This window comes from Sodalinema sp. (assembly GCF_046483825.1).
Taxonomy (GTDB): domain Bacteria; phylum Cyanobacteriota; class Cyanobacteriia; order Cyanobacteriales; family Geitlerinemataceae; genus Sodalinema.
The window spans coordinates 1-19,654 of the sequence record NZ_JAWOCL010000047.1 but is presented as its reverse complement, the minus strand read 5'-3'; the positions used below and the strand labels follow the sequence as shown (position 1 = coordinate 19,654).

At 53.3% G+C, this 19,654-nt stretch carries 14 protein-coding genes; 12 read left to right on the top strand and 2 right to left on the bottom strand.

Annotated elements, in window-relative coordinates:
- The 7 genes from R6U67_RS02925 to R6U67_RS02895 form a co-directional block, all read left to right on the top strand.
- A partial coding sequence (locus R6U67_RS02925; RefSeq protein WP_410251164.1) for a CHAD domain-containing protein occupies positions 1-704 on the top strand: 704 nt, incomplete at its 5' end.
- Positions 705-789: 85 nt separating this feature from the next.
- Positions 790-2,097 carry a caspase domain-containing protein gene (locus R6U67_RS02920; RefSeq protein ID WP_410251163.1) on the top strand — a complete coding sequence of 436 codons (1,308 nt, stop codon included), beginning with the start codon at positions 790-792 and terminating at the stop codon, positions 2,095-2,097.
- Positions 2,098-2,545: 448 nt separating this feature from the next.
- Complete coding sequence (gene glp / locus R6U67_RS02915) at positions 2,546-3,775, top strand: gephyrin-like molybdotransferase Glp (protein WP_410251162.1); 1,230 nt, start codon at positions 2,546-2,548, stop codon at positions 3,773-3,775.
- Positions 3,776-3,919: 144 nt separating this feature from the next.
- Positions 3,920-4,165 (top strand): hypothetical protein, encoded by a 246-nt coding sequence (locus R6U67_RS02910; protein ID WP_068787797.1) that lies wholly within the window; start codon positions 3,920-3,922, stop codon positions 4,163-4,165.
- Positions 4,166-4,185: 20 nt separating this feature from the next.
- Complete coding sequence (locus R6U67_RS02905; RefSeq protein ID WP_410251161.1) at positions 4,186-4,491, top strand: type II toxin-antitoxin system PemK/MazF family toxin; 306 nt, start codon at positions 4,186-4,188, stop codon at positions 4,489-4,491.
- A gap of 254 nt (positions 4,492-4,745) precedes the next feature.
- Entirely contained in the window at positions 4,746-6,338 is a 1,593-nt protein-coding gene (locus R6U67_RS02900; protein ID WP_410251160.1) for a glycoside hydrolase family 3 N-terminal domain-containing protein, read from the top strand.
- Between the two features lie 342 nt (positions 6,339-6,680).
- Positions 6,681-6,908 (top strand): DUF4327 family protein, encoded by a 228-nt coding sequence (locus tag R6U67_RS02895; protein WP_410251159.1) that lies wholly within the window; start codon positions 6,681-6,683, stop codon positions 6,906-6,908.
- A gap of 239 nt (positions 6,909-7,147) precedes the next feature.
- On the opposite strand, the gene R6U67_RS02890 is transcribed toward R6U67_RS02895, so the two are convergent.
- Both R6U67_RS02890 and R6U67_RS02885 read right to left on the bottom strand, forming a co-directional pair.
- Positions 7,148-7,528: a hypothetical protein gene (locus R6U67_RS02890; RefSeq protein ID WP_410251158.1), complete on the bottom strand. Its 381-nt coding sequence runs from the start codon at positions 7,526-7,528 to the stop codon at positions 7,148-7,150.
- A 141-nt stretch (positions 7,529-7,669) separates the two neighbouring features.
- Positions 7,670-8,896: an FIST N-terminal domain-containing protein gene (locus tag R6U67_RS02885; RefSeq protein WP_410251157.1), complete on the bottom strand. Its 1,227-nt coding sequence runs from the start codon at positions 8,894-8,896 to the stop codon at positions 7,670-7,672.
- Between the two features lie 427 nt (positions 8,897-9,323).
- Between R6U67_RS02885 and R6U67_RS02880 the strand changes: the two genes are divergently transcribed.
- The 5 genes from R6U67_RS02880 (at position 9,324) to R6U67_RS02860 (ending at position 19,386) form a co-directional block, all read left to right on the top strand.
- Positions 9,324-9,551, top strand: coding sequence for a Calvin cycle protein CP12 (locus R6U67_RS02880; RefSeq protein WP_068788154.1), 228 nt, complete (start codon positions 9,324-9,326; stop codon positions 9,549-9,551).
- Positions 9,552-9,937: 386 nt separating this feature from the next.
- Positions 9,938-12,439, top strand: coding sequence for a phosphoenolpyruvate synthase (ppsA, locus tag R6U67_RS02875; protein WP_410251156.1), 2,502 nt, complete (start codon positions 9,938-9,940; stop codon positions 12,437-12,439).
- A gap of 278 nt (positions 12,440-12,717) precedes the next feature.
- Positions 12,718-18,648, top strand: coding sequence for a protein kinase domain-containing protein (locus R6U67_RS02870; RefSeq protein WP_410251155.1), 5,931 nt, complete (start codon positions 12,718-12,720; stop codon positions 18,646-18,648).
- Positions 18,649-18,868: 220 nt separating this feature from the next.
- On the top strand, positions 18,869-19,099 hold the full coding sequence (locus tag R6U67_RS02865) for an addiction module protein (RefSeq protein ID WP_068788151.1): 231 nt from the start codon (positions 18,869-18,871) through the stop codon (positions 19,097-19,099).
- Positions 19,096-19,386, top strand: a complete 291-nt coding sequence (locus R6U67_RS02860) for a type II toxin-antitoxin system RelE/ParE family toxin (RefSeq protein WP_410251154.1) — start codon at positions 19,096-19,098, stop codon at positions 19,384-19,386. The genes R6U67_RS02865 and R6U67_RS02860 overlap by 4 nt, the downstream gene beginning before the upstream one ends.
- Positions 19,387-19,654: the final 268 nt, after the last annotated feature.

Here is a 19,654-nt window from a genome sequence, read left to right as displayed (position 1 = left end):
AACCGGCCCTGAAAACCCTCGCCAAACGTCGCAAAACGGCCCGCAAGGATGCCGAAGCGTTACTCCTGGGTAAGTCGTACAACAAATTCAAAGGGGCGATTCAGGAATGGTTACAACATCCTCAATACAGCCCCTACGCCACGCTACCGATTCAATCGGTTTTGGCGGATGTCTTACTCCCGAGTGTGTGTCGTCTCCTCCTCGAACCCGGTTGGTGGGTGGGGTTATCTCCTGAGACATTCCTTGAGACATCTCCCGAGACATCTCCCGAAACATCTTCTGAGACATCTCCCGAAACATCTTCTGAGACATCTTCCCAAATCAGCCGTGAGGCGGTGGATGAGTTACTGCTGCAACAGGGTAAGGATCTCCATGAATTGCGTAAGCAAACCAAGCGTGTTCGCTATCTGATGACAATCTTCGGCGATCTCTATAGTCCCACCTATCAAGCCTATTTGGCCGATATGAAGGAGTTACAAGAAATCTTGGGACATCTGCAAGATAGCTATGTTATGGGAGAATTTCTCAGTGAGGCGTTGAACAAAGATTTTGCGAAAGTCGCCCCGGAGTTGGCCCAACAGCTTCGTGAGACACGCTATCAGAACTGGTTGCGTTGGCAAGGCCTACAACGTCGTTATCTCTCGCCGCCGATTCGCCAAGTGTTCCGTTCTGAAATCCTCAACGGCTATCAAGCCCAACGTTAAGGCGCAAAATTAAGCTCAATTCGGCTCATGCTCGGGGATTGGCCCGCCCCGATTTTATCACTCACCCTACCTCGCACATTCTCTTATGGGCAACCTGGTTTTGCTTGCTGTCGGCCTCGACCATTATGACTATCTTCAGCCCTTGCGGTTTGCCGTGCAAGATGCCCAGGGGTTGGCGAATCATCTGCTGCAAGCGGGTTGGCTGCGGCCCGAGGATTTGGCCCTGCTAACGGAACAATCGCCGCCAACGGAGGATGGGATTGAGACGGAACCGAAGGCGGCGACGTTCGGGCGATTGCTGAGTGAGTGGCTTCCTCGTCATGTGGGGAGTGAGGATCTGGTGTGGCTGTTTTTTAGTGGGTATGTCCTCAATCATCAGGGCCAGGACTATTTTCTGTTGCGAGATAGTGATCCTGAACGACTCCCGCAAACGGCTGTTGCGGCCCAATCGGTATTTGAGCATCTCCAGGCCCTCGATAGCCAGCATATTACTCTATTTCTGGATATCCGCCGCCCCACAGCCCCCCAGTTGGGACAAGCCATTGGATCGCAGTTGGTTCGTTTGGCTGAGTCGGCGGGGATTCCGGCGTTGTTGAGTTGTCAGTTGGATCAGCGATCGCGGGAGTCTCGGGATTTACGCAATGGATTGTTTACGACGGCGTTGATTGCGGCGTTACGGTATCACGGCGATCGCACTTTAGCGGATGTAGAGGCGGAGTTACGTCAAGTGTTGCCCCCCCTCGCGGATCAATGTCGCCAACCGCCCCAAACGCCGCTACTGATTGCCTCAACGGCCCAGCAGGGGCGATCGCTGTTTGTCAACGAGATCCCCGAACCGACTCCTGAACCGACTCCTGAAGTGACTCCTGAAGTGACTCCAGAACCCACTCCAGAACCCACTCCAGAACCCACTCCAGAACCCCAACCCGCTTCGACAGCGGCGACGGGGAGTCTCTGGCAATTGATTGGACTGTTGGGGGCGATCGCCTCGTTTTTAATGCTAGGGGTGTTTGGCTCGCCGGGAGACCCGGATATTGAGGAGTCCACCCCTATGGCAGAAACGCGCCCAGACCCCCCAGAATCGTCCTTAGACCCCAGTGAAAGCCAAAAAATACTAGAAAACGCCCAAGCCCAGATTGACCCCGGACAAGCCTCATCCTACTGGCGGGCGATCGAACAAGTCCGACAGATTGACCCCAATCAACCCCTTTATACTGAGGCTCAAGAGGCGATCGCCCGTTGGAGTCAAGCCATCCTCGATTTAGCCCAACAGCGGGCGGAGAATGGACAGATTCAATTTGCCATTGATGCAGCCCAATTAGTGCCTGAAACTAGCCCCGCCTACGAGACCGCCCAAGAACGAATTGCCGTTTGGGAAACGCAAATTCCCTAAATTCTCCTGTTGAGAATGTTCAGGAAATCAACGGTAATTTGTGGATATTCACGACAAAAAATCACACTAAAAATCCTGGTGGGAACGCCACATAATTTGCCCAAATTTACGCTCAAAATCCTGAGAAAAAATAGTATTATAACAAGGCAATCCCCCCAACCCAGTGAGACACCGAGTTTCTAACAGAAACCCGGTGTCTGGTATTCGACCCGAGTCGTCAGAGTTTTTGATGCCCAGACCTGTCAACCCCCTATTCCCTTAAGAAAACCTAAAGTTCTCATGTCCTGTTCATTCCTGGATTTTTCCGAAGAACGCGGCCCTTCGTACAAAACTTTACATTCACTCCTAGAGCGAGTCCGTTGTACCCTGAGAGGGGATGGCTCCCCCCTCCGAAGCCATGACGACAGATTTTCCCCTAACCCTTTAAACCCGTAACACCGACCCGCCTATGTTGTCCGTCGCTGACGCCGAACACCTCATTTTCGCAGCCGTTCATCCCCTCACCGACAGCGAGGGCGTTCGCCTCCCCGAAGCCACCGGGCGGATTCTGGCCACCGCCGTTCGCAGTCAACTAGACTTTCCCCATTGGGATAACTCCGCCATGGATGGCTATGCGGTTCGCTTTGAAGATGTCGCCGCCGCCTCGGGGGAAACCCCCGTCAGTTTACAGGTGATCGAAAATATCGCCGCCGGAACCCCACCCCAGCACACCCTAAAATCAGGGCAAGCCGCCCGCATCTTCACCGGGGCCATGGTTCCCCCAGGGGCCGATACCATTGTTATGCAGGAGGCCACACGACGAGACGGCGATCGCGTTGACGTCTTACAACCTCCCAAAGCCTGCGGAGAATTTGTCCGTCATCGCGGCCGCTTTTACCAAGCCGGAACCCCCCTTCTCAATGCAGGGATTCGCCTACAAGCAGCGGAAATTGCCGTCTTAGCGGCGGCCCAATGTAATGTGGTGAAGGTCATTCGCAAACCCCGTGTGGCAATTCTCTCGACGGGAAGTGAGTTAGTCGCCCCGAATCAGCCTCTCAAACCCGGACAAATTGTTGATTCTAATCAATACGCATTAGCGGCTTTTCTACATCAATTAGACATTGAAGCCCTACGGTTGGGAATTGTGCCCGATACCCCGCAAAGCCTGCGTCAAACAATTCGTGAAGCTTTGCAATGGGGAGATGTGGTGATCTCCACAGGAGGGGTTTCTGTGGGCGATTATGATTATATTGAGGGGATTTTGCAAGACTTGGGGGGCGAAATTCAGGTGCAATCAGTGGCTATTAAGCCCGGTAAACCTTTGACCATGGCCCGTTTTCCGAAACTGCGATCGCTGTATTTTGGCCTACCAGGAAATCCAGTCTCAGCCTTAGTCACGGCCTGGCGATTTGTGCAACCGGCCTTACTCAAACTCTCAGGATTGAGTCACGGCTGGCACCCTCAATTTGTAGAAGCAACAACCGAGTTAGCCTTACCCGCCGCCCCCAGCCGAGAAACCTATATTTGGGGACAAGTGGCGATTCGCGACGGACAGTTCCACTTCAATTGTGCTGGGGGAAGTTTTAGTTCTGGAAATTTGGTCAATTTAGCCCAAACCAATGCTTGTGCCGTGATTCCGGTGGGAAGTCCTGGAATTGCGGCAGGGGAACGGCTGTCGGTGCTTCTGTTACAATCTTGAGAGCCTAACCGATCTATAGATAGCAATTGAGGGGGCGTTTGACCCGTGAATGACAATGTACGCTCTGCAAATGGCAGTTGCAAACCCCATGGATAGGAAAAAACAATCACGGTTTACACCATACTCAAAAAACAAGGAGATTCGATGGCAAACAAGATTGAAGACATTTACACTGATATTATTTCCAGCTTGCCTCCAACAGAACGGTTACAGTTAGCAACGCTTATTCTGAATGGACTCGCGAAACAACAAATACGTCGTGAGATAAATTTTGTTGATGATGTTGATGATAGCGATGTCTGGACCCAGGAGGATCAAGACGACTTAGCTCTATTTGCGTTTCAACATGGTGTTGCTTACTTTTCACAAGAGGAGGATGAAACGGAGTGAGTGTTAATTCGGGTGATATCGTGACTGTTGATTTTCCTGGAGTTACAGGAATCAAACGCCGTCCGGCTGTTGTTCTATCGTCGGCGACGTATCATGCCAACCGCCCGGATGTCATTATTGGACTCATCACATCCCAGAGAAAACGATTGGGAGTCACGGACTATGTCCTTCAAGACTGGCAAGCCGCAGGTTTGCGGGTTGCTTCTGTCTTTCGCAGCTTTATCGTTACCTTGCCCCCTTCCGCAAACCTAGTTCGGATTGGACATCTCTCTGAACGAGACTGGCAAGGGATTCGGGACTGTATTAACCTGGCGTTAGAACGTTAAGGAGCGTTTGATTGAGGTTCTATAGCAACTACCCAGTCACATCAAATCTGTGAAATGAGTCAATTTTTTCTAGGTCTTCAGGATAGATGGTGTGATTTGTTGCTTCGGACACCAAATTGTAGGGGAACCCACCCCTAACCCCTCCCAGGAGGGGATTTTCTGCCCCTACAGCAACGGATGTAATCTGTCATAAATTGTCCTGATTACCCTGAACCCAGGAACCCCTTTTTTCGATTGTTTAGCCTCCATTATTAATGTTTAATCCCTCGGACCTATCTTTACGTCGTCTTGTCGCCCAAATGTTTGTGGTTCGGGCCTCGGGGCATCTGTTTGACTCACAAATTCGCTATCGGGCCTGGGAACCCGATCGCGATCGCCTACGCCATTGGCTTCAGGATTGGGGGATTGGTGGCGTCTTACTGATTGATGGCAGCGTCAGCGAGTTGCGGCTGCGAACCCAACAACTGCAAGAGTGGGCCGAAATTCCCCTGTTACTCTGTGCCGATATTGAGGAAGGGGTGGGGCAACGCTTTCCTGGGGCCACCTGGTTTCCGCCGCCGATGGCCTTAGGGGAAATGGCCCGCCAGGAGTTGCCCCAGGCCCAACAGTTGGCCCGCGAGATGGGGCAATGGTTGGCGTCAGAAGCCGTTGCAGCGGGATTAAATTGGATTTTAGCCCCAGTCGTCGATGTTAATAATAATCCCGATAATCCGGTGATTAATGTGCGATCGTTTAGTGACAATCCCGAGATTGTGACGGCCTTGGCAACGGCGTTTATTGAAGGGACTCAAACCCAGCCGGTTTTAACCACCGCCAAGCATTTTCCGGGCCATGGAGATACCAGTGTCGATTCTCATTGGCAATTACCCCAACTCCCTCATGATGCCCAGCGGTTGGAGGCGGTGGAGTTGTTGCCCTTTCGCGGGGCGATCGCCGCTGGCATAGACGCCATTATGACGGCTCACGTGCAGGTTCCCCTCTGGGATGAACAGGCCCCCGTGACCCTCTCGCCTCGGGTGTTAGAGGCGCAGCTACGGGGTGCATTGGGCTTTAATGGCTTGGTGGTGACGGATGCCTTGGTGATGGGGGCGATCGCCAACCAGTATGATGCCCGTGAGGCGGCGGTGTTAGCGGTGGAGGCGGGCAATGATATTGTTTTGATGCCCGAGGATCTCCCCGGTGGGATTGAGGCGGTGTGTCAGGCGGTGGAGTCGGGGCGAATCCGCCGCGATCGCATCCTAGCTTCGGTGCAACGGATTGCCCAGGCCAAGGCCAAAATCACCTCCTCCAACCGCTCTCCCCTGGCGGATTTAGCCCAGGTGGGGTCTGATGACGCTAAACAGCTTGGCGATCGCATCCTACGGGCCTCGGGAACTGCTCGCCCTGGCTCCGTGGCCGCCGTCGAGTCGGGCTATAATCTCGTCATCGTCGATGATCTATTACGCAGCCGCCATCTGGATCACCACTCCCCCGCCATCGCTCTGCCGAAACAGCAGGGATATCAGCCCTATCTGCTCGATCTCAACGGCGATCGCTCCCCGAGTTCGGCGATCGTTTCTCGCCCGACAATGGTGCAGGTTTTTATTCGCGGTAACCCCTTTGGAAGTAGCCTCGCTTTGGCTCAACTGAGCGAAGAATGGCTTAACAAATTATTAAGAGATGGCGATCTTCGGGCGATCGCCATTTATGGTAGTCCATATAGTCTCAAACGATTCTTGCGCCAGATCCCTACATCTGTCCCTTATGCGTTTTCCTTCGGACAAATGGCCGCAGCCCAAGCGATCGCCCTTAATCAGTTATTCCCGGATTTACGGCTAGATTGGTCATCCTTGACCCCCCTGGCCTAAATTTGGCAGCTTTGGACATCACACTCCCCCTGGGTTCGGATTTGTTAGGATGGCGTTGAGAACGACCACTCCGACCGGCAACGGGATGTTTCAGCCCCGAGGACGATGACCAACTTCATGAAAATTCATTAACTTTGAGTATAATTGAGGTGTCCCTACCTCAAGGACGGTCAAATGTTGGTATAGAAGATTACAGCTTCCTCAACCATTTGTCCGGATCCCGTTGTCAGACTCAAACTCAAGCTTAGATTTAACCGAGTGACGATCAACTAGGTCAAGCTCGCTCTAAATCCTGTTTACAGATTCTACAGTTCAGTTCACGCTATATCACAGGACTATACTATGACTTTCACCACCACCGCCCGGTACAGTATTGAAACCATCGAAGAAGAGGCTCGCCACTTGGTGCAGAAGGGAGCCGTCAGTCGCCAGCAACCGATTTACACCCTCTGCGTCCATATCCCGGCTCGCCATTGGACCTCCGTCGAAATTGAACTTGAGAAGCATGACTACCTCCTGCGCGATCGCATCGGCGATCTCGTTGGCCCAGAAACCTGGGAAAACGACTAAGGAGTCTGACTCAGCCAAAGCCCTCTCCATACCACGACTATTTAAACAAGGCAGAGGCGATCGGATCGTAACTATTGTTACCACAATGTAAATTTTTTCCCGAAATTGGTAACGAATTATCACGATTTCTCTTAAATCCTTCACCATCGGGATCAAACAACGGTGAACTGTCGCGATTACACAGTTCACCGTTGTTCTCGTGCGTCGGTTCTCAAGAATGAGATCGGCCAGCCGCAGGATTAAGCGTCAGATTTAGAATGGCGTAGTTGTTCCAACTCCTGACGTAACGAGGCCACCATCTCCGAGAGGGCTTCTAACTCTTCTTCCGTGGCGGGTTCAGCGGTTGACTCCTCAGCTTCTCCCGTCACATCGACGGTTCTAGGACCATCTGGAGATTGGCTTCCGAGGAGTTCATCGACAAAGCGGCGTGCTTCGAGTTCGGTGATCTCTCCTTTTTCCGCTAGGCGTTGCACCACAGCATCCCAATCCTGATTTTGCAGGGCCTGTAGATTTTCCTCGCGTTTCTGAGCATCTTGCAAACTCTCTAGGGCAGTCGATGCTGCGCCCACAGTAGCACGGAAACTGGTTTGTAATGACTGCATCAACGTGTCGGGGTTCATAGGACTCAACTGGTAAAGGGGCAAGGGTTTGACTGTATGTTAACAAAGGTGAAGCACGATCGCGCAAAAACCCGACCCGACAGCCCAACGCCGCCGATGTCAAGCCGCGAGTCATGGCCCGAGACTCCCGCTCTCCCCCCCTCAGGAACGAGGACGACAAATCCCGAACACCGATGTATAGCCGTGGAGGAAGGTTGATCCTCCGACTGGGCCAATTTCTCCATTACAGAAAAACCCACTCAGCGGTAGATTGGGGAAATAGCGATGGAACAGTCGCGAGTCAAAGTTACCATCTTTGTATAAGCCAAGGCCTCGGCCGAGACAGGCAAACATCAACGCCCCCAACGGCTGAGATGGCCCAGTTGGCGTCTCACAATAGCGTTGCAGTAGGGTTTCGAGGTCATCGGCGGAGGTTTGGGCATCCCGTAAGTGAAACTGAACCCGCTGGCCGGGGCGAACGCGATCGCCGATGGCGATGGCCCCGACTTGGGGATCAACCCCAACGAGATTACGAATCAGAAAATCCCCCGCTTCGAGCCGTTGCTTAAATTCATCGCGCACCACGCCAATAAATAGAGACTGTTGGGCTAATTCGCGATCGCTCTGGCTTAATTGGGTAATCAACTCTCGCAGTAACTCCAGGGGAGGGCGGGCGGTATCGGTTTCCCCCACATCATCGAGGGACAAAATGATATTGCGTTCTCCCGAGGCGACGCGATAGGGTTTGCCAATGGGACGACATCCCTGGGCGACGATGGTATCGAGTTGCAGATTACCAGATAGGGCTACGCCCACCACCCCTTCCCGCAGGGCGCGATCGCCATAAAACAAACTCCCCCCATTGAGAACCGCACCACTAGAGAGTCCCCCCACTTTCGGAGCATTGGGATAGGCATAATCGAGGCCCTGAAGACAATCGGTAATACCGGTCATCAGGGGATCTGCCAAGAGAATGAGCTGGGGATCATCGGCGGGATCAACGCCGAGGGTCTCGATCCAGCGATCGGGAGGACTATCGAGATCCGGCAGATGGTCCAACGAGAGATAAAACTCCTGAACCGTCACTCCCGGCAGGTAAGCCAGGGTTAAGCTGATGCCAATATCGCCCTCAATTTCGACGGTATCGATGGACTCTCCCCCCATCTGAGCGCCGATGACGCCTCCTCCTCCGCAGCCAATGAGGGGAATATCCGGGAGCTGTTCTCGTAGCAGGGGCAACACCCGAGGATAGTCACTGGCAAAGGCTGAGGAGATGAACACTAAGCCCAAATCAGGCGGGTTAGCGAGGCGTTTGAGGGCGGCCTGGCTCACCTCCGTGATGGCGGCTTCGAGGGATGGACGAGTTGATAGGGCATTAACCCACTCCATAGGTGTTTCTCTCCCGATGATAGGGGGGACAAGGCGGAGGCTTGAGACGGCAAATCTAAAAATAACGCTAGGGTTTTGTCGTGACCGCCTCATCATCCGGTATGAGTGATCCTATCAAGAAGCGACCCCGACTCAAGGTTTAATCTTGGAGTCTGCGGGGCCGTCTGAGCTGATATCCCGGCTTGGGGTCAATCTTTCTTGTTAAGATCGCTTAAGCAACGGTCTGCGAGAGGTCATCTCTTGATGACCTGGGCCAGACGAACAGATCCCACGGAGCGATCGCCTCTGTACTTCTGATCGAGTCCCAGACTCATCAAACAACCGGCCCCTAGGTGAGCCGTTGCGACATGGTCTGACGGGGAAGGTTCCCTTCATCCTCAGAAGATGTCTAAACTAAGAACAGGTTATTACCCAAACGAACGAGATTATGAGCGAAAACAACATCCAAAGCCAAATTGACCAAGAGCGTGAAGCCGCACGCAACGCTTGCGATACCAGTGGCGCGAATTCTAAAGAATGTGCTGCCGCTTGGGATGCCGTCGAAGAGTTACAGGCCGAAGCCGCTCACAAAAAAAACAAACCCGAGAAAACGTCCTTCGAGACGTACTGCGATAACAACCCGGATGCGGCTGAGTGCCGAGTCTACGACGACTAGAGGACGACTAGAGACCGCTCAGTTCGGCAGCAACGCTTGTTAGTGAGACGGTGAGGGGGATTCCTTCACCGTCTTTTCTTGGGCTTGTTTGGGGCTTTCCCAAGGCGATCGCCGTCGGGGGGATAGCTCCTCGGCTCGACCCTCTCCGTTCCCTTGTGGAGTGACCTCGGGAGGGACGCCGAAAATCTAAAAACAACAAGTCTCCTCATTATACTCCTAAGCCTGAAAAAGAAATCAATATTTTAACAATCTTTTTATCATGTTAAAAACCTTAATAATTGCCGGGAAAATATCAATTATAAATAATCATTAAAAAGTTGTACCAGGTCCGGATCAAGTCGATACCATGAGAGACGAAGCTTAACCACGCGGGATGGATAATTATTATGGTTACTAGCGCTCCTCAATCTGCATCCGGATCTTCCAAAACTGATAGCCTAGTGCTGTGGTTTGAAGATGTTGGGATTGCTGATGTTTCCCTGGTTGGCGGCAAAAACGCCTCCCTGGGAGAAATGATTCAACAACTGTCGGCCAAAGGGGTTACCGTCCCGACTGGCTTTGCGACAACTGCCTATGCCTATCGCTATTTTGTCAAACAAGCGGGACTCGAAAGCAAACTCCGTAAACTCTTCTCCGACCTAGATGTCGAGAACCTGAAAAACCTGCGCGATCGCGGCAAACAAGCCCGGGCGTTGGTGTTGAATACACCATTTCCCAAAGAACTCGAAGTGGCGATCGCCACCGCCTACTTCAAACTGTGCGAACGCTACGGCGCCGACACAGAATTTTGCGAACGCTTTGATCCCGAGTATCGTCAAGCCTGTAAAGAATATAGCTACGACACCGACGTTGCCGTGCGATCGAGTGCCACCGCCGAAGACTTGCCCGACGCCAGTTTCGCCGGACAACAAGAAACCTATCTCAACGTCCACGGCGCCAAATCCGTTCTCGAAGCCTGTCACCGTTGCTTCGCCTCCATCTTCACCGATCGCGCCATCTCCTATCGCACCATTAAAGGCTTCGATCACTTCGACGTCGCCCTCTCCGTAGGTGTACAAAAAATGGTGCGTTCCGATTTGGCCTCATCCGGGGTGATGTTCTCCATCGACACCGAAACCGGCTTCAAAGACGCCGCCTTGATCACCGCCGCCTATGGCTTAGGAGAAAACGTCGTCCAAGGTGCCGTCAACCCCGACGAATACTTCGTCTTCAAACCCACCCTCAAACAAGGCTTCCGTCCAATCCTGGAAAAACGGCTCGGCAGCAAAGAGATCAAAATGATCTACGACGTTGGTGGCGGTAAACTCACCAAAAACGTCCCCGTCGCCGAACCGGATCGCCTCAAATTCGCCATTACCGACGATGAAGTCCTCACCCTAGCCAAATGGGCCGCCATCATCGAAGACCACTACAGCGAAGTCCGGGGCCAATATACCCCCATGGACATTGAATGGGCCAAAGACGGACAAACCGGGGAAATGTTTATCGTCCAAGCTCGCCCCGAAACCGTCCAATCCCAAAAATCCGGGAACGTCCTCAAACACTACCGTCTCCAAGGAACCAGCGACATTCGCGTCACCGGACGAGCCGTCGGCGAAGCCATCGGCCAAGGTCTGGCCCGCGTCATTCGTGACGTCCAACAAATCGACGAATTTGAAGCCGGTGACGTTCTCATCACCAACAAAACGGATCCCGACTGGGAACCGATCATGAAAAAAGCCAGTGCGATCGTCACCAACCAAGGTGGACGCACCTGCCACGCCGCCATTATCGCCCGAGAAATGGGCATCCCGGCGATCGTCGGCTGCGGTAACGCCACCGGCGTTCTCAAAACCGGCGAAGAGGTGACCGTCTCCTGCTGTGGAGGAGAAGAAGGAAAAGTCTATGCCGGTTTAGTTCCCTTCGAGATTGAAGAAACCGTCCTCGACAACCTCCCCACCACCAAAACTAAAATCTTGATGAACGTGGGTAACCCCGAAGAAGCCTTCGGCCTCTCCGCCATTCCCTGTCAAGGCGTTGGCTTAGCCCGCTTCGAGTTCATCATCGCCAACCACATCAAAGCCCACCCCTTGGCCTTGCTGCACTTTGACGAACTCGAAGATGCCGCCGTCAAACGGGAAATCGCCACCTTGACCGCTGAGTATGAGGACAAACCTCAGTTCTTCGTCGATAAACTGGCCTACGGTATCGGCACCATCGCCGCCGCCTTCTACCCGAAACCCGTGGTGGTGCGGATGTCCGACTTCAAGAGCAACGAATATGCTAACCTCCTCGGCGGACGGCAGTTTGAACCCAAAGAAGAAAACCCGATGATTGGCTGGCGCGGTGCATCCCGTTACTATGACCCCAACTATGCCGACGCCTATGGCTTAGAATGCAAAGCCTTGAAACGGGTTCGCGATGAAATGGGACTGACCAACGTGATCCCCATGATTCCCTTCTGCCGCACCCCCGATGAAGGCCGCAAAGTTCTCGCAGAAATGGAAAAACATGGCTTGAAACGGGGCGAAAATGGCTTGGAAGTCTATGTCATGTGCGAGATTCCCAGCAACATCATCCTCGCTGACGAGTACAGTAAGGTCTTTGATGGCTTCTCCATCGGGTCCAATGACTTGACTCAGTTGACCCTCGGTTTAGACCGTGACTCCGGTTTAGTGGCGCATATCTTCGATGAACGCAACGAAGGCGTCAAAACTATGGTCCGCATGGTCATCGAACGGGCTAAAGCCAACAATCGCAAGATTGGGATCTGTGGTCAAGCTCCCAGTGACTATCCTGAGTTCGCTCGCTTCCTGGTTGAACAGGGAATTGACTCGATTAGCTTGAACCCTGACTCAGTTCTCAAAACCATTCTCGATATTGCTGAGTTTGAGTCGAGCCGCTCTTAAGTTAAACCGTTGAGATCAAGGGTTGAGATCATCAGCTTGATTCGCTCTGATTCACCCTTATGTTGATCCCCAACCGTTGGGTTGGGGATTTTTTTGCCGTATTTTTGAGCCGAGCGATCGCGCTTGCCCCAGAGTGCGTCAAAATAGGACTAATCCATTCACCCTCAGACCGTCCCTAATCAAGCATCCTACCCCCACAGAACGGCCCTGAGGGTTGAGGGCTAATGCCCCGTCAATGGCCTCAAAATCTGTCAACTATCAACGGTAAACTGTCAACTGTGCTGAGCATTCTTCTTCCCGGTTATCAGCTTAGTTCACCCATCTACGAAAGCGTGAACTCCTTAGTGTATCAAGGACAGCGCGAACGGGATGGATTGCCAGTCGTTCTGAAAATCCTCAAGAGCGATCGCGCCACCCCCACAGAAGTTGCCCGTTACCAACAGGAATATCACATCAGCCAACAACTCGAACTTGAAGGGGTGGTACGCGCGTTAGCTCTCGAAACCTATCAAAATACCGTTGCGATTGTCTTAGAGGATTTTGGTGGCCAGTCCCTGAAACAGCATCTGGCTCAACGGCCATCTCACCGGCTACGCCTCCCGGAATTTTTGGATCTGGCCATCCAAATTGTGGAAATTCTCGGGCAAATCCACGGCGCGAATGTCATTCACAAAGATATCAATCCCGCCAATATTCTCTACAATCGGGACCTAAACTGCGTCAAGTTCATCGATTTTGGCATTTCTAGCCAGGTGACTCCCCCTTATACCGTTCTCCCCAATCCCAGCATCCTAGAAGGAACCCTCCCCTATATGTCCCCGGAACAAACCGGGCGCATGAACTGTTCTCTGGACTATCGCAGTGATTTTTACTCCCTAGGGGTGACCTTTTATGAACTGCTGTTGGGGCGATTACCCTTTGAAAGCAACGACACCATGGAGTTAGTCCATTGTCATATTGCCCAAAATCCCACCCCACCTCATGAAATTGACCCGCAAATCCCACCGGCCCTATCCGGGATTTTACTGAAACTGCTGGCCAAAACCGCTGATGAACGCTATCAAAGTGCTTGGGGAATCCAGGCGGATTTGGTGTTGTGCTTGATGCAACTTGAAGCGACGGGAACCATTGAGGATATTACCCCAGGGGAAAACGATGTCGTCAATAAATTTCGCATCCCTCAACGGATTTATGGACGCGATCGCGAACTGCAACAACTCCACCGAGCTTTCGAGGCCATTGGCGCGGTTCCTAAGTCGGAAAACGGCAGCCTCCCCAATAACTTGATGCCGTCTCTCGGCTCGACCTCGGCGATTTTTATTATGGGAGAATCGGGAGTTGGGAAAAGTGCCTTAGTGGCGGAAAGTTACAAACCCCTCAGCCGTCATTGTGGCTATTTTGTCTCGGGCCAATTTCAGCGATCGCGACGGGAGAGTTCAGCGCCGTCTGGGGAAGGAATGGCCCCCATCGAGGCGGTATCTCCCCCATCGTCTCAGCCAGGAGCGTACAGTGGCTGGATCAGTGCCTTAAGTGAGCTGATTCGCCAACTACTGACCGAAACCGAAACCTCCCTAGGACAATGGCGCGATCGCATCCGAGCGGCCCTGCAACCCCAACCCGCCTCAGAACCGTCCCCCGAGGACGACTCAACTCCCGCTAACCCCGTGGCCTCGGAGGTCGCCCCCCAAGATCGGGATATCGCCGCCTTGCTGGAGTTTATCCCGGAACTGCAACTGGTGTTAGGACGCAACACCCTCCCCAGCGCTCCCCTTGGCGATGAGAGAAGTCCAGACTGTCCCCCACAGCTCCTGCAACGACTCTTACAAGTCTTCTGTCGCAGTTCTCATCCCTTCGTGGTCTTTCTCGATAACCTGCAATGGGCCGACGCCGAGAGTTTAGCCCTCATTGAAGCCCTCCTCGGCGATCCCAAGTCCCAATCCTTCTTGATTATTGCCGCCTATCGAGACCATCAAAACCGTTTCCTGCGTCAGCCTCAGTCTCCGTCTCCGTCTCGTCCCCCCGGCTCTCCCTCCCGCTTCGCCCTCAGTCCCATTTTGTCCCTGCAAGAACGGTTGCGCGATCGCGGCTGTCCCCTCGGACAAATTCCCCTGCAAGGCCTCGAACTCGAAGCGATCGCCGCCCTAGTGGCCGATACCCTCCAAAGTAGCCTCAAAACGGTGATGCCCCTCGCGGCCCTGATTAGCCAAAAAACCAACGGGAATCCCTTTTTTGTGCGGGAGTTCCTGAAAACTCTCGATCGCGAAGAACTATTGCGCTTTGATGATGAGTCCATGAGTTGGCAATGGGATATCGATCGCATCAAGGCTCAGGACATTACCGACAACGTTCTCGAATTTCTCCTCGACCAATTCAAAACGCTCCCCTCCGACACTCAATATATTTTGCATCTCGGCTCTCTGGTGGGCATGGAATTTGATCTCGATTTAATTGCCGATTTAGCGAATTCCTCCCCAGAGGACTTGTTTCAAAGCCTCATTCCCGCCCTCGTCGAAGGCCTCGTGCAACCCCAATCCCGCGAAGCCGGCCCCACCACCCTCAACCCGGCCCGGCAACGTCGCGGCGAATCTCAAGATCTGTGGTTATTGCGACAATATCAATTTCTGCATGAACAAGTGCAACAGGCCGCCTACTGCATGACCCAGTTTGCGGCCGTTGATGAAGGGGGGACGACCTCAAACCGCTCCCGAGACAACGCCGACTTCCATCTGCAAATTGGTAAACGGCTTTTAGAGCGGGTTCAACATCCTCCCATGACCGCCCTCGTCTCCACCCCGGAGAGCGCCGCTCTGCCCGAGTCCTCGATTCCACCCCATGATATTTTTGAAATTGTCCACCATTGGAACTTGGGTCAAAGCGCCATCTGCGACGAGGGCGATCGCATCCAACGAGCGCAACTCAATCAATGGGCCGCCCAACAAGCGCGGCTGACCCGAGATTACATCAGCGCCATTCGCTACAGTTTGGCCGGTATTGACGCCCTCGGCGAACAGGGATGGTCAGCAACGCCACAACTGGCCTTTAATCTCCATTTAGAACGAGCGCGGGCCAACTTGCTGCAAGGGAATCTCGATCGCACTCAAGATTTACTGACCATTCTCTACAATCATCAGCCTCAAGCGGCCCTGCTGACGGAACTCGACCAGTTGGCCCTGGCGCGGTTGAGTCTCTGTGGTGAGTTTGAGGCCGCTGAATCCCTCGCTCTGGCAACCCTAGAGCGGTTGGGAATGGCCCAGGCTCATCCCTCGGCTCTGGGATACAACCCGAGGGAGCCTTGGCGGCTGGCGATTGACCCCGATGACCTGAAGCGCGATCGCGATCGTCAGGCCCCATCAGCCCTCGATCGCCTCTTGGGGCAAAGCCTCACCCTCTATCGCGTTTATGTTCCCCAGAGTCCTCGCGGTTGGGAAATGGTGCAACTCCTGTTGGTGCGATCGCAAGAACTCGGCGCCATCCCCGAAACGGCCTTAGCCGCCGCCGCCTACAGTAGCATTCTCCTCCATCACGGGCAGACCGACCTGGCTCGGACTTGGGCCAGGGTGGCCGAACAGATTAGCCGCCACTCGGATCAGTCACGATCCCCTGAGGCCCCAGAGTCGGCAGGGGCGCCGGTCGGGTCAGACTCGTTTTTATCTTGGCTGAGTCAGGGGAATCCCTACCTCGGTTGGAGTGACTTGCAACTGGCCAGCCAGGTTTATCCGCGTTTCTATAGTATTCCCAAGGCCCTATCGCTGTTGGATGCCGCCGATCGCAATAGCACGGAGGTCGGTGATTGGTTTGGCCGGGGTGTGATTACCGTTGAGCGGCTGTTTCTGGAGTTTTATGGCGGTAAATCTCTCGATACCCTGCTCGGGGACATGGCCGAGGCCTGCAATTGGTGTCGCAAATATCAACATCATTGGGCCATCGATGCCTTGACGACGCTGCAAGGAACGCTTCGCTATTTGCGATCGGGTCAGATCCTCGAAGACTGGGAGCCGGGAGACCCATCCTTAGAGGATATCGCGCCGAGTCGACGGCGTATTTGGGGCTGTTCCCAGATTCATCGAGCCTGGATTATCTATGGACAACACCGATATACAGAAGCGTTGGCTCGTCTGGAGGGGGTGATGGCGGATCCGGCTCGACCCTCGTCGGAGGGCATCTGTGCGACTGAAGTCGGTCCGCTGACCTGGGCCTTGGGGCGTTTGCTGATGGCCCTGAGTTCCAGTGCGCTGGCGACGGTGGGGGAGCCGATTCCGCAACGGTTGCACAGCATCGCGGCAGAGTTGCAAGGGTGGGCCAAGGACTGTCCTGAGAACTTCGCCTGTGCGGCGGCCATGGTGCAGGGGGAAATTGAACGGTTGCAGGGCCGGGATGGGGCGGCGATCGATCAGTATGATTTGGCCATTGATCGGGCTCTGGAGCATCATTGTCCGCAAAATCTCACCTTGGCCAATGGCTTGGCGGCTCAGTTTTGGTTAAAACGGGATAAAGCGAAAATTGCTCGGGTGTATTTGGCTGAGGCTTATACGGCGTATCAACGCTGGGGAGCGCGTCATCAGGTGCAACAGTTGGGCCAGGAGTATGGCTCGTTGCTGTCGGTGGCCACCTTAGCGTTGCAGGCGGAGCATCACCCTGATGCTTTGAGTAGTCGGGTCAATATGAGTTTGGATTATACGCGATCGCGGGCGGCGGTTTTGGATGTAACCACGGTGATGAAGGCGGCCCGCTCTCTCTCGGGGGAGATTGTCCTCGATCGCCTTTTGGGTAAGTTGATGAAGTTGGCCATCGCCAACGCCGGGGCCACACGGGGGGCGATTATCCTCGATCGCATGGGCCAACTGACGTTAGAGATTGTCCAGACGGTGGGGGATCTCGATGATGAGGGAGATGATGAGTCTGCCGAGGAGTCGGCGGAGAATGAGGGACGGCGATCGCATCACGAACAAGGGTTACGGCCCGGGATTGCCATTGAAGCCTGTGAGAGTCTACCCCGTTCTGCGATTCATTATGTGGCCCGGACGAATGAGAGTGTGGTGCTGAATGATGCTACGGCGGAATCGGCATTTGTCAATGATTTATATATCCAGAAATTTCAACCGAAGTCCCTGTTATGTTCTCCGATTCAGGGGAAGGGGAAGTTAATTGGCCTGTTGTATTTGGAGAATAATCTCACCGCTGGGGCCTTTACCCGCGATCGTCTCGATGTCTTGATGTTACTCTGCGCTCAGGCGGCGATCGCCCTGGAAAACGCCCGACTCTATGAAAATCTCAAACAGTCGGAACTACGAGAGCGCGATCGGGCTCAACAGTTACGGGATTCCCTCGAAGAATTACAAGAAGCCCAACTCCAATTAGTCCAAAGTGAAAAAATGGCAACCTTAGGGCAATTAGTGGCCGGGGTTGCTCATGAAATTAACAACCCCGTCGGCTTTGTCGATGCCAATCTCAGTCATGCCGCTGGCTATATTGAAGATTTACTAGGCTTGCTAGAACTCTATCAAGAGAAATTCCCCGATCCCGGCGAAGACATCGAGGACGAAATCGAAGAAATCGACCTCGAATTTATCCTCAAAGACTTACCCCAAATCCTCAGTTCCATGAGTGTCGGAACGGACCGCATCCGCCAAATCAGTCGTTCTCTCCGCACCTTCTCCCGCGCCGACACCTCCGCCAAAGTTGCCGTCAATATCCACGAAGGCATTGACAGCACCTTAATGATTCTCAAACCGCGCTTAAAATTCACTAGCCTACGTCCCAGCATTCAGATCGTCAAAAACTACGGCGACATTCCCGAAATCAAATGTTATGCCGGGCAACTCAACCAAGTGTTCATGAACATTATTGCTAATGCCATTGATGCCTTTGATGAAATCAATGAAGGACTCACCTTTGAGGAGATTGAACAAAATCCAAACTGTATCACAATCTGTACAGAATTAATCGACATGACCCCCTCAGATGATTCTGCTGATCCCAGCCCCGACTGGGTCATTATTCGCATCCGCGACAACGGACCCGGGATGCCCGAGGACGTATCTCAAAACATCTTCAATCATCTTTTTACCACGAAAGCCGTTGGCAAAGGAACCGGCTTAGGACTCTCGATTTCTCATCAAATTGTGGTTGAGAAACACCAGGGTCGTCTCAGTTGTTTGTCGACCGTTGGCGAAGGAACAGAATTTGTCATTGAAATCCCCATCGAGTAGGGAAAAAACGGTCAGCCTCCCTCGTTCCCCGCCTCCCCTCCTCCCCTCGTTCCCCTCCTCCCCCTCGTTCCCCTCGTTCCCCTCGTTCCCCTCGTTCCTAGGCTCTGCCTAGGAATGCTCCCCCAGAGGCTCCGCCTCCCGTCGTCCCAGGGGGCAAAGAAATTCTGTTTGTACTAGGTTCTTGTTATGATGGTCGGTGAGTCAATTGTCAGGTAGCGCCATGCGGTCAATCGAAAAGCTGACTGAAGAATTATTGTCCCTGCCTAGCGAGTCGAGAGCACTTCTCGCGGATAAGTTGGTGGAAAGCTTGGAGTTCGAGACTGACTCAGCGATTCAGTCCCTTTGGGTTACTGAGGCTAAGCGACGCAGAGATGACGTCAGACAAGGTGCTGTCCAGCCAATTCCAGGTGAAGATGCTTTAGCGCAAGTCAGACGTCTGATTGAGCCATGAGATATGTGTTTCATCCTGAAGCGCTGAATGAATACGCAGAAGCAGTTCAATACTACACAGGGCAGAGAGTTGAGGTTGCTCAAGCGTTCATCAACGCGATCGAGGCTACAATCTATCAAATCAGGGAATCCCCAAACCGCTATGGTGTGATTGAAGAAGATGTTCGGCGGTGCATGACCCGTCGGTTTCCCTATGGCGTTCTCTACACAATTGAGCCAGACTACATTCTGATTCTGGCAATCATGCATTGTAGTCGTGAGCCTGGGTATTGGAAAAGTCGCAAGTAGTTGAACCGGGAGTCACTGAACACAGTGTTAGTGCGGACGGAACAGAGGTTGTCGGTGAGGTCTAAGGTTGTTTTCGTCTCCACAACTTCAACTGTTCTGGTGCCGAGCGCAGCTTGTTTGCGTGTAGTAATAGCAAATTCTCACAATACAAGGTTGCTGACGGCTCATGTGTAGCACACTTCTTGAAAAATGGTATCAAATGATTAGTATGTCAAAAGTTACTCCAACTCCCCCTCCATCACCCGAGTCACCGCCTCTTGGGTACTCA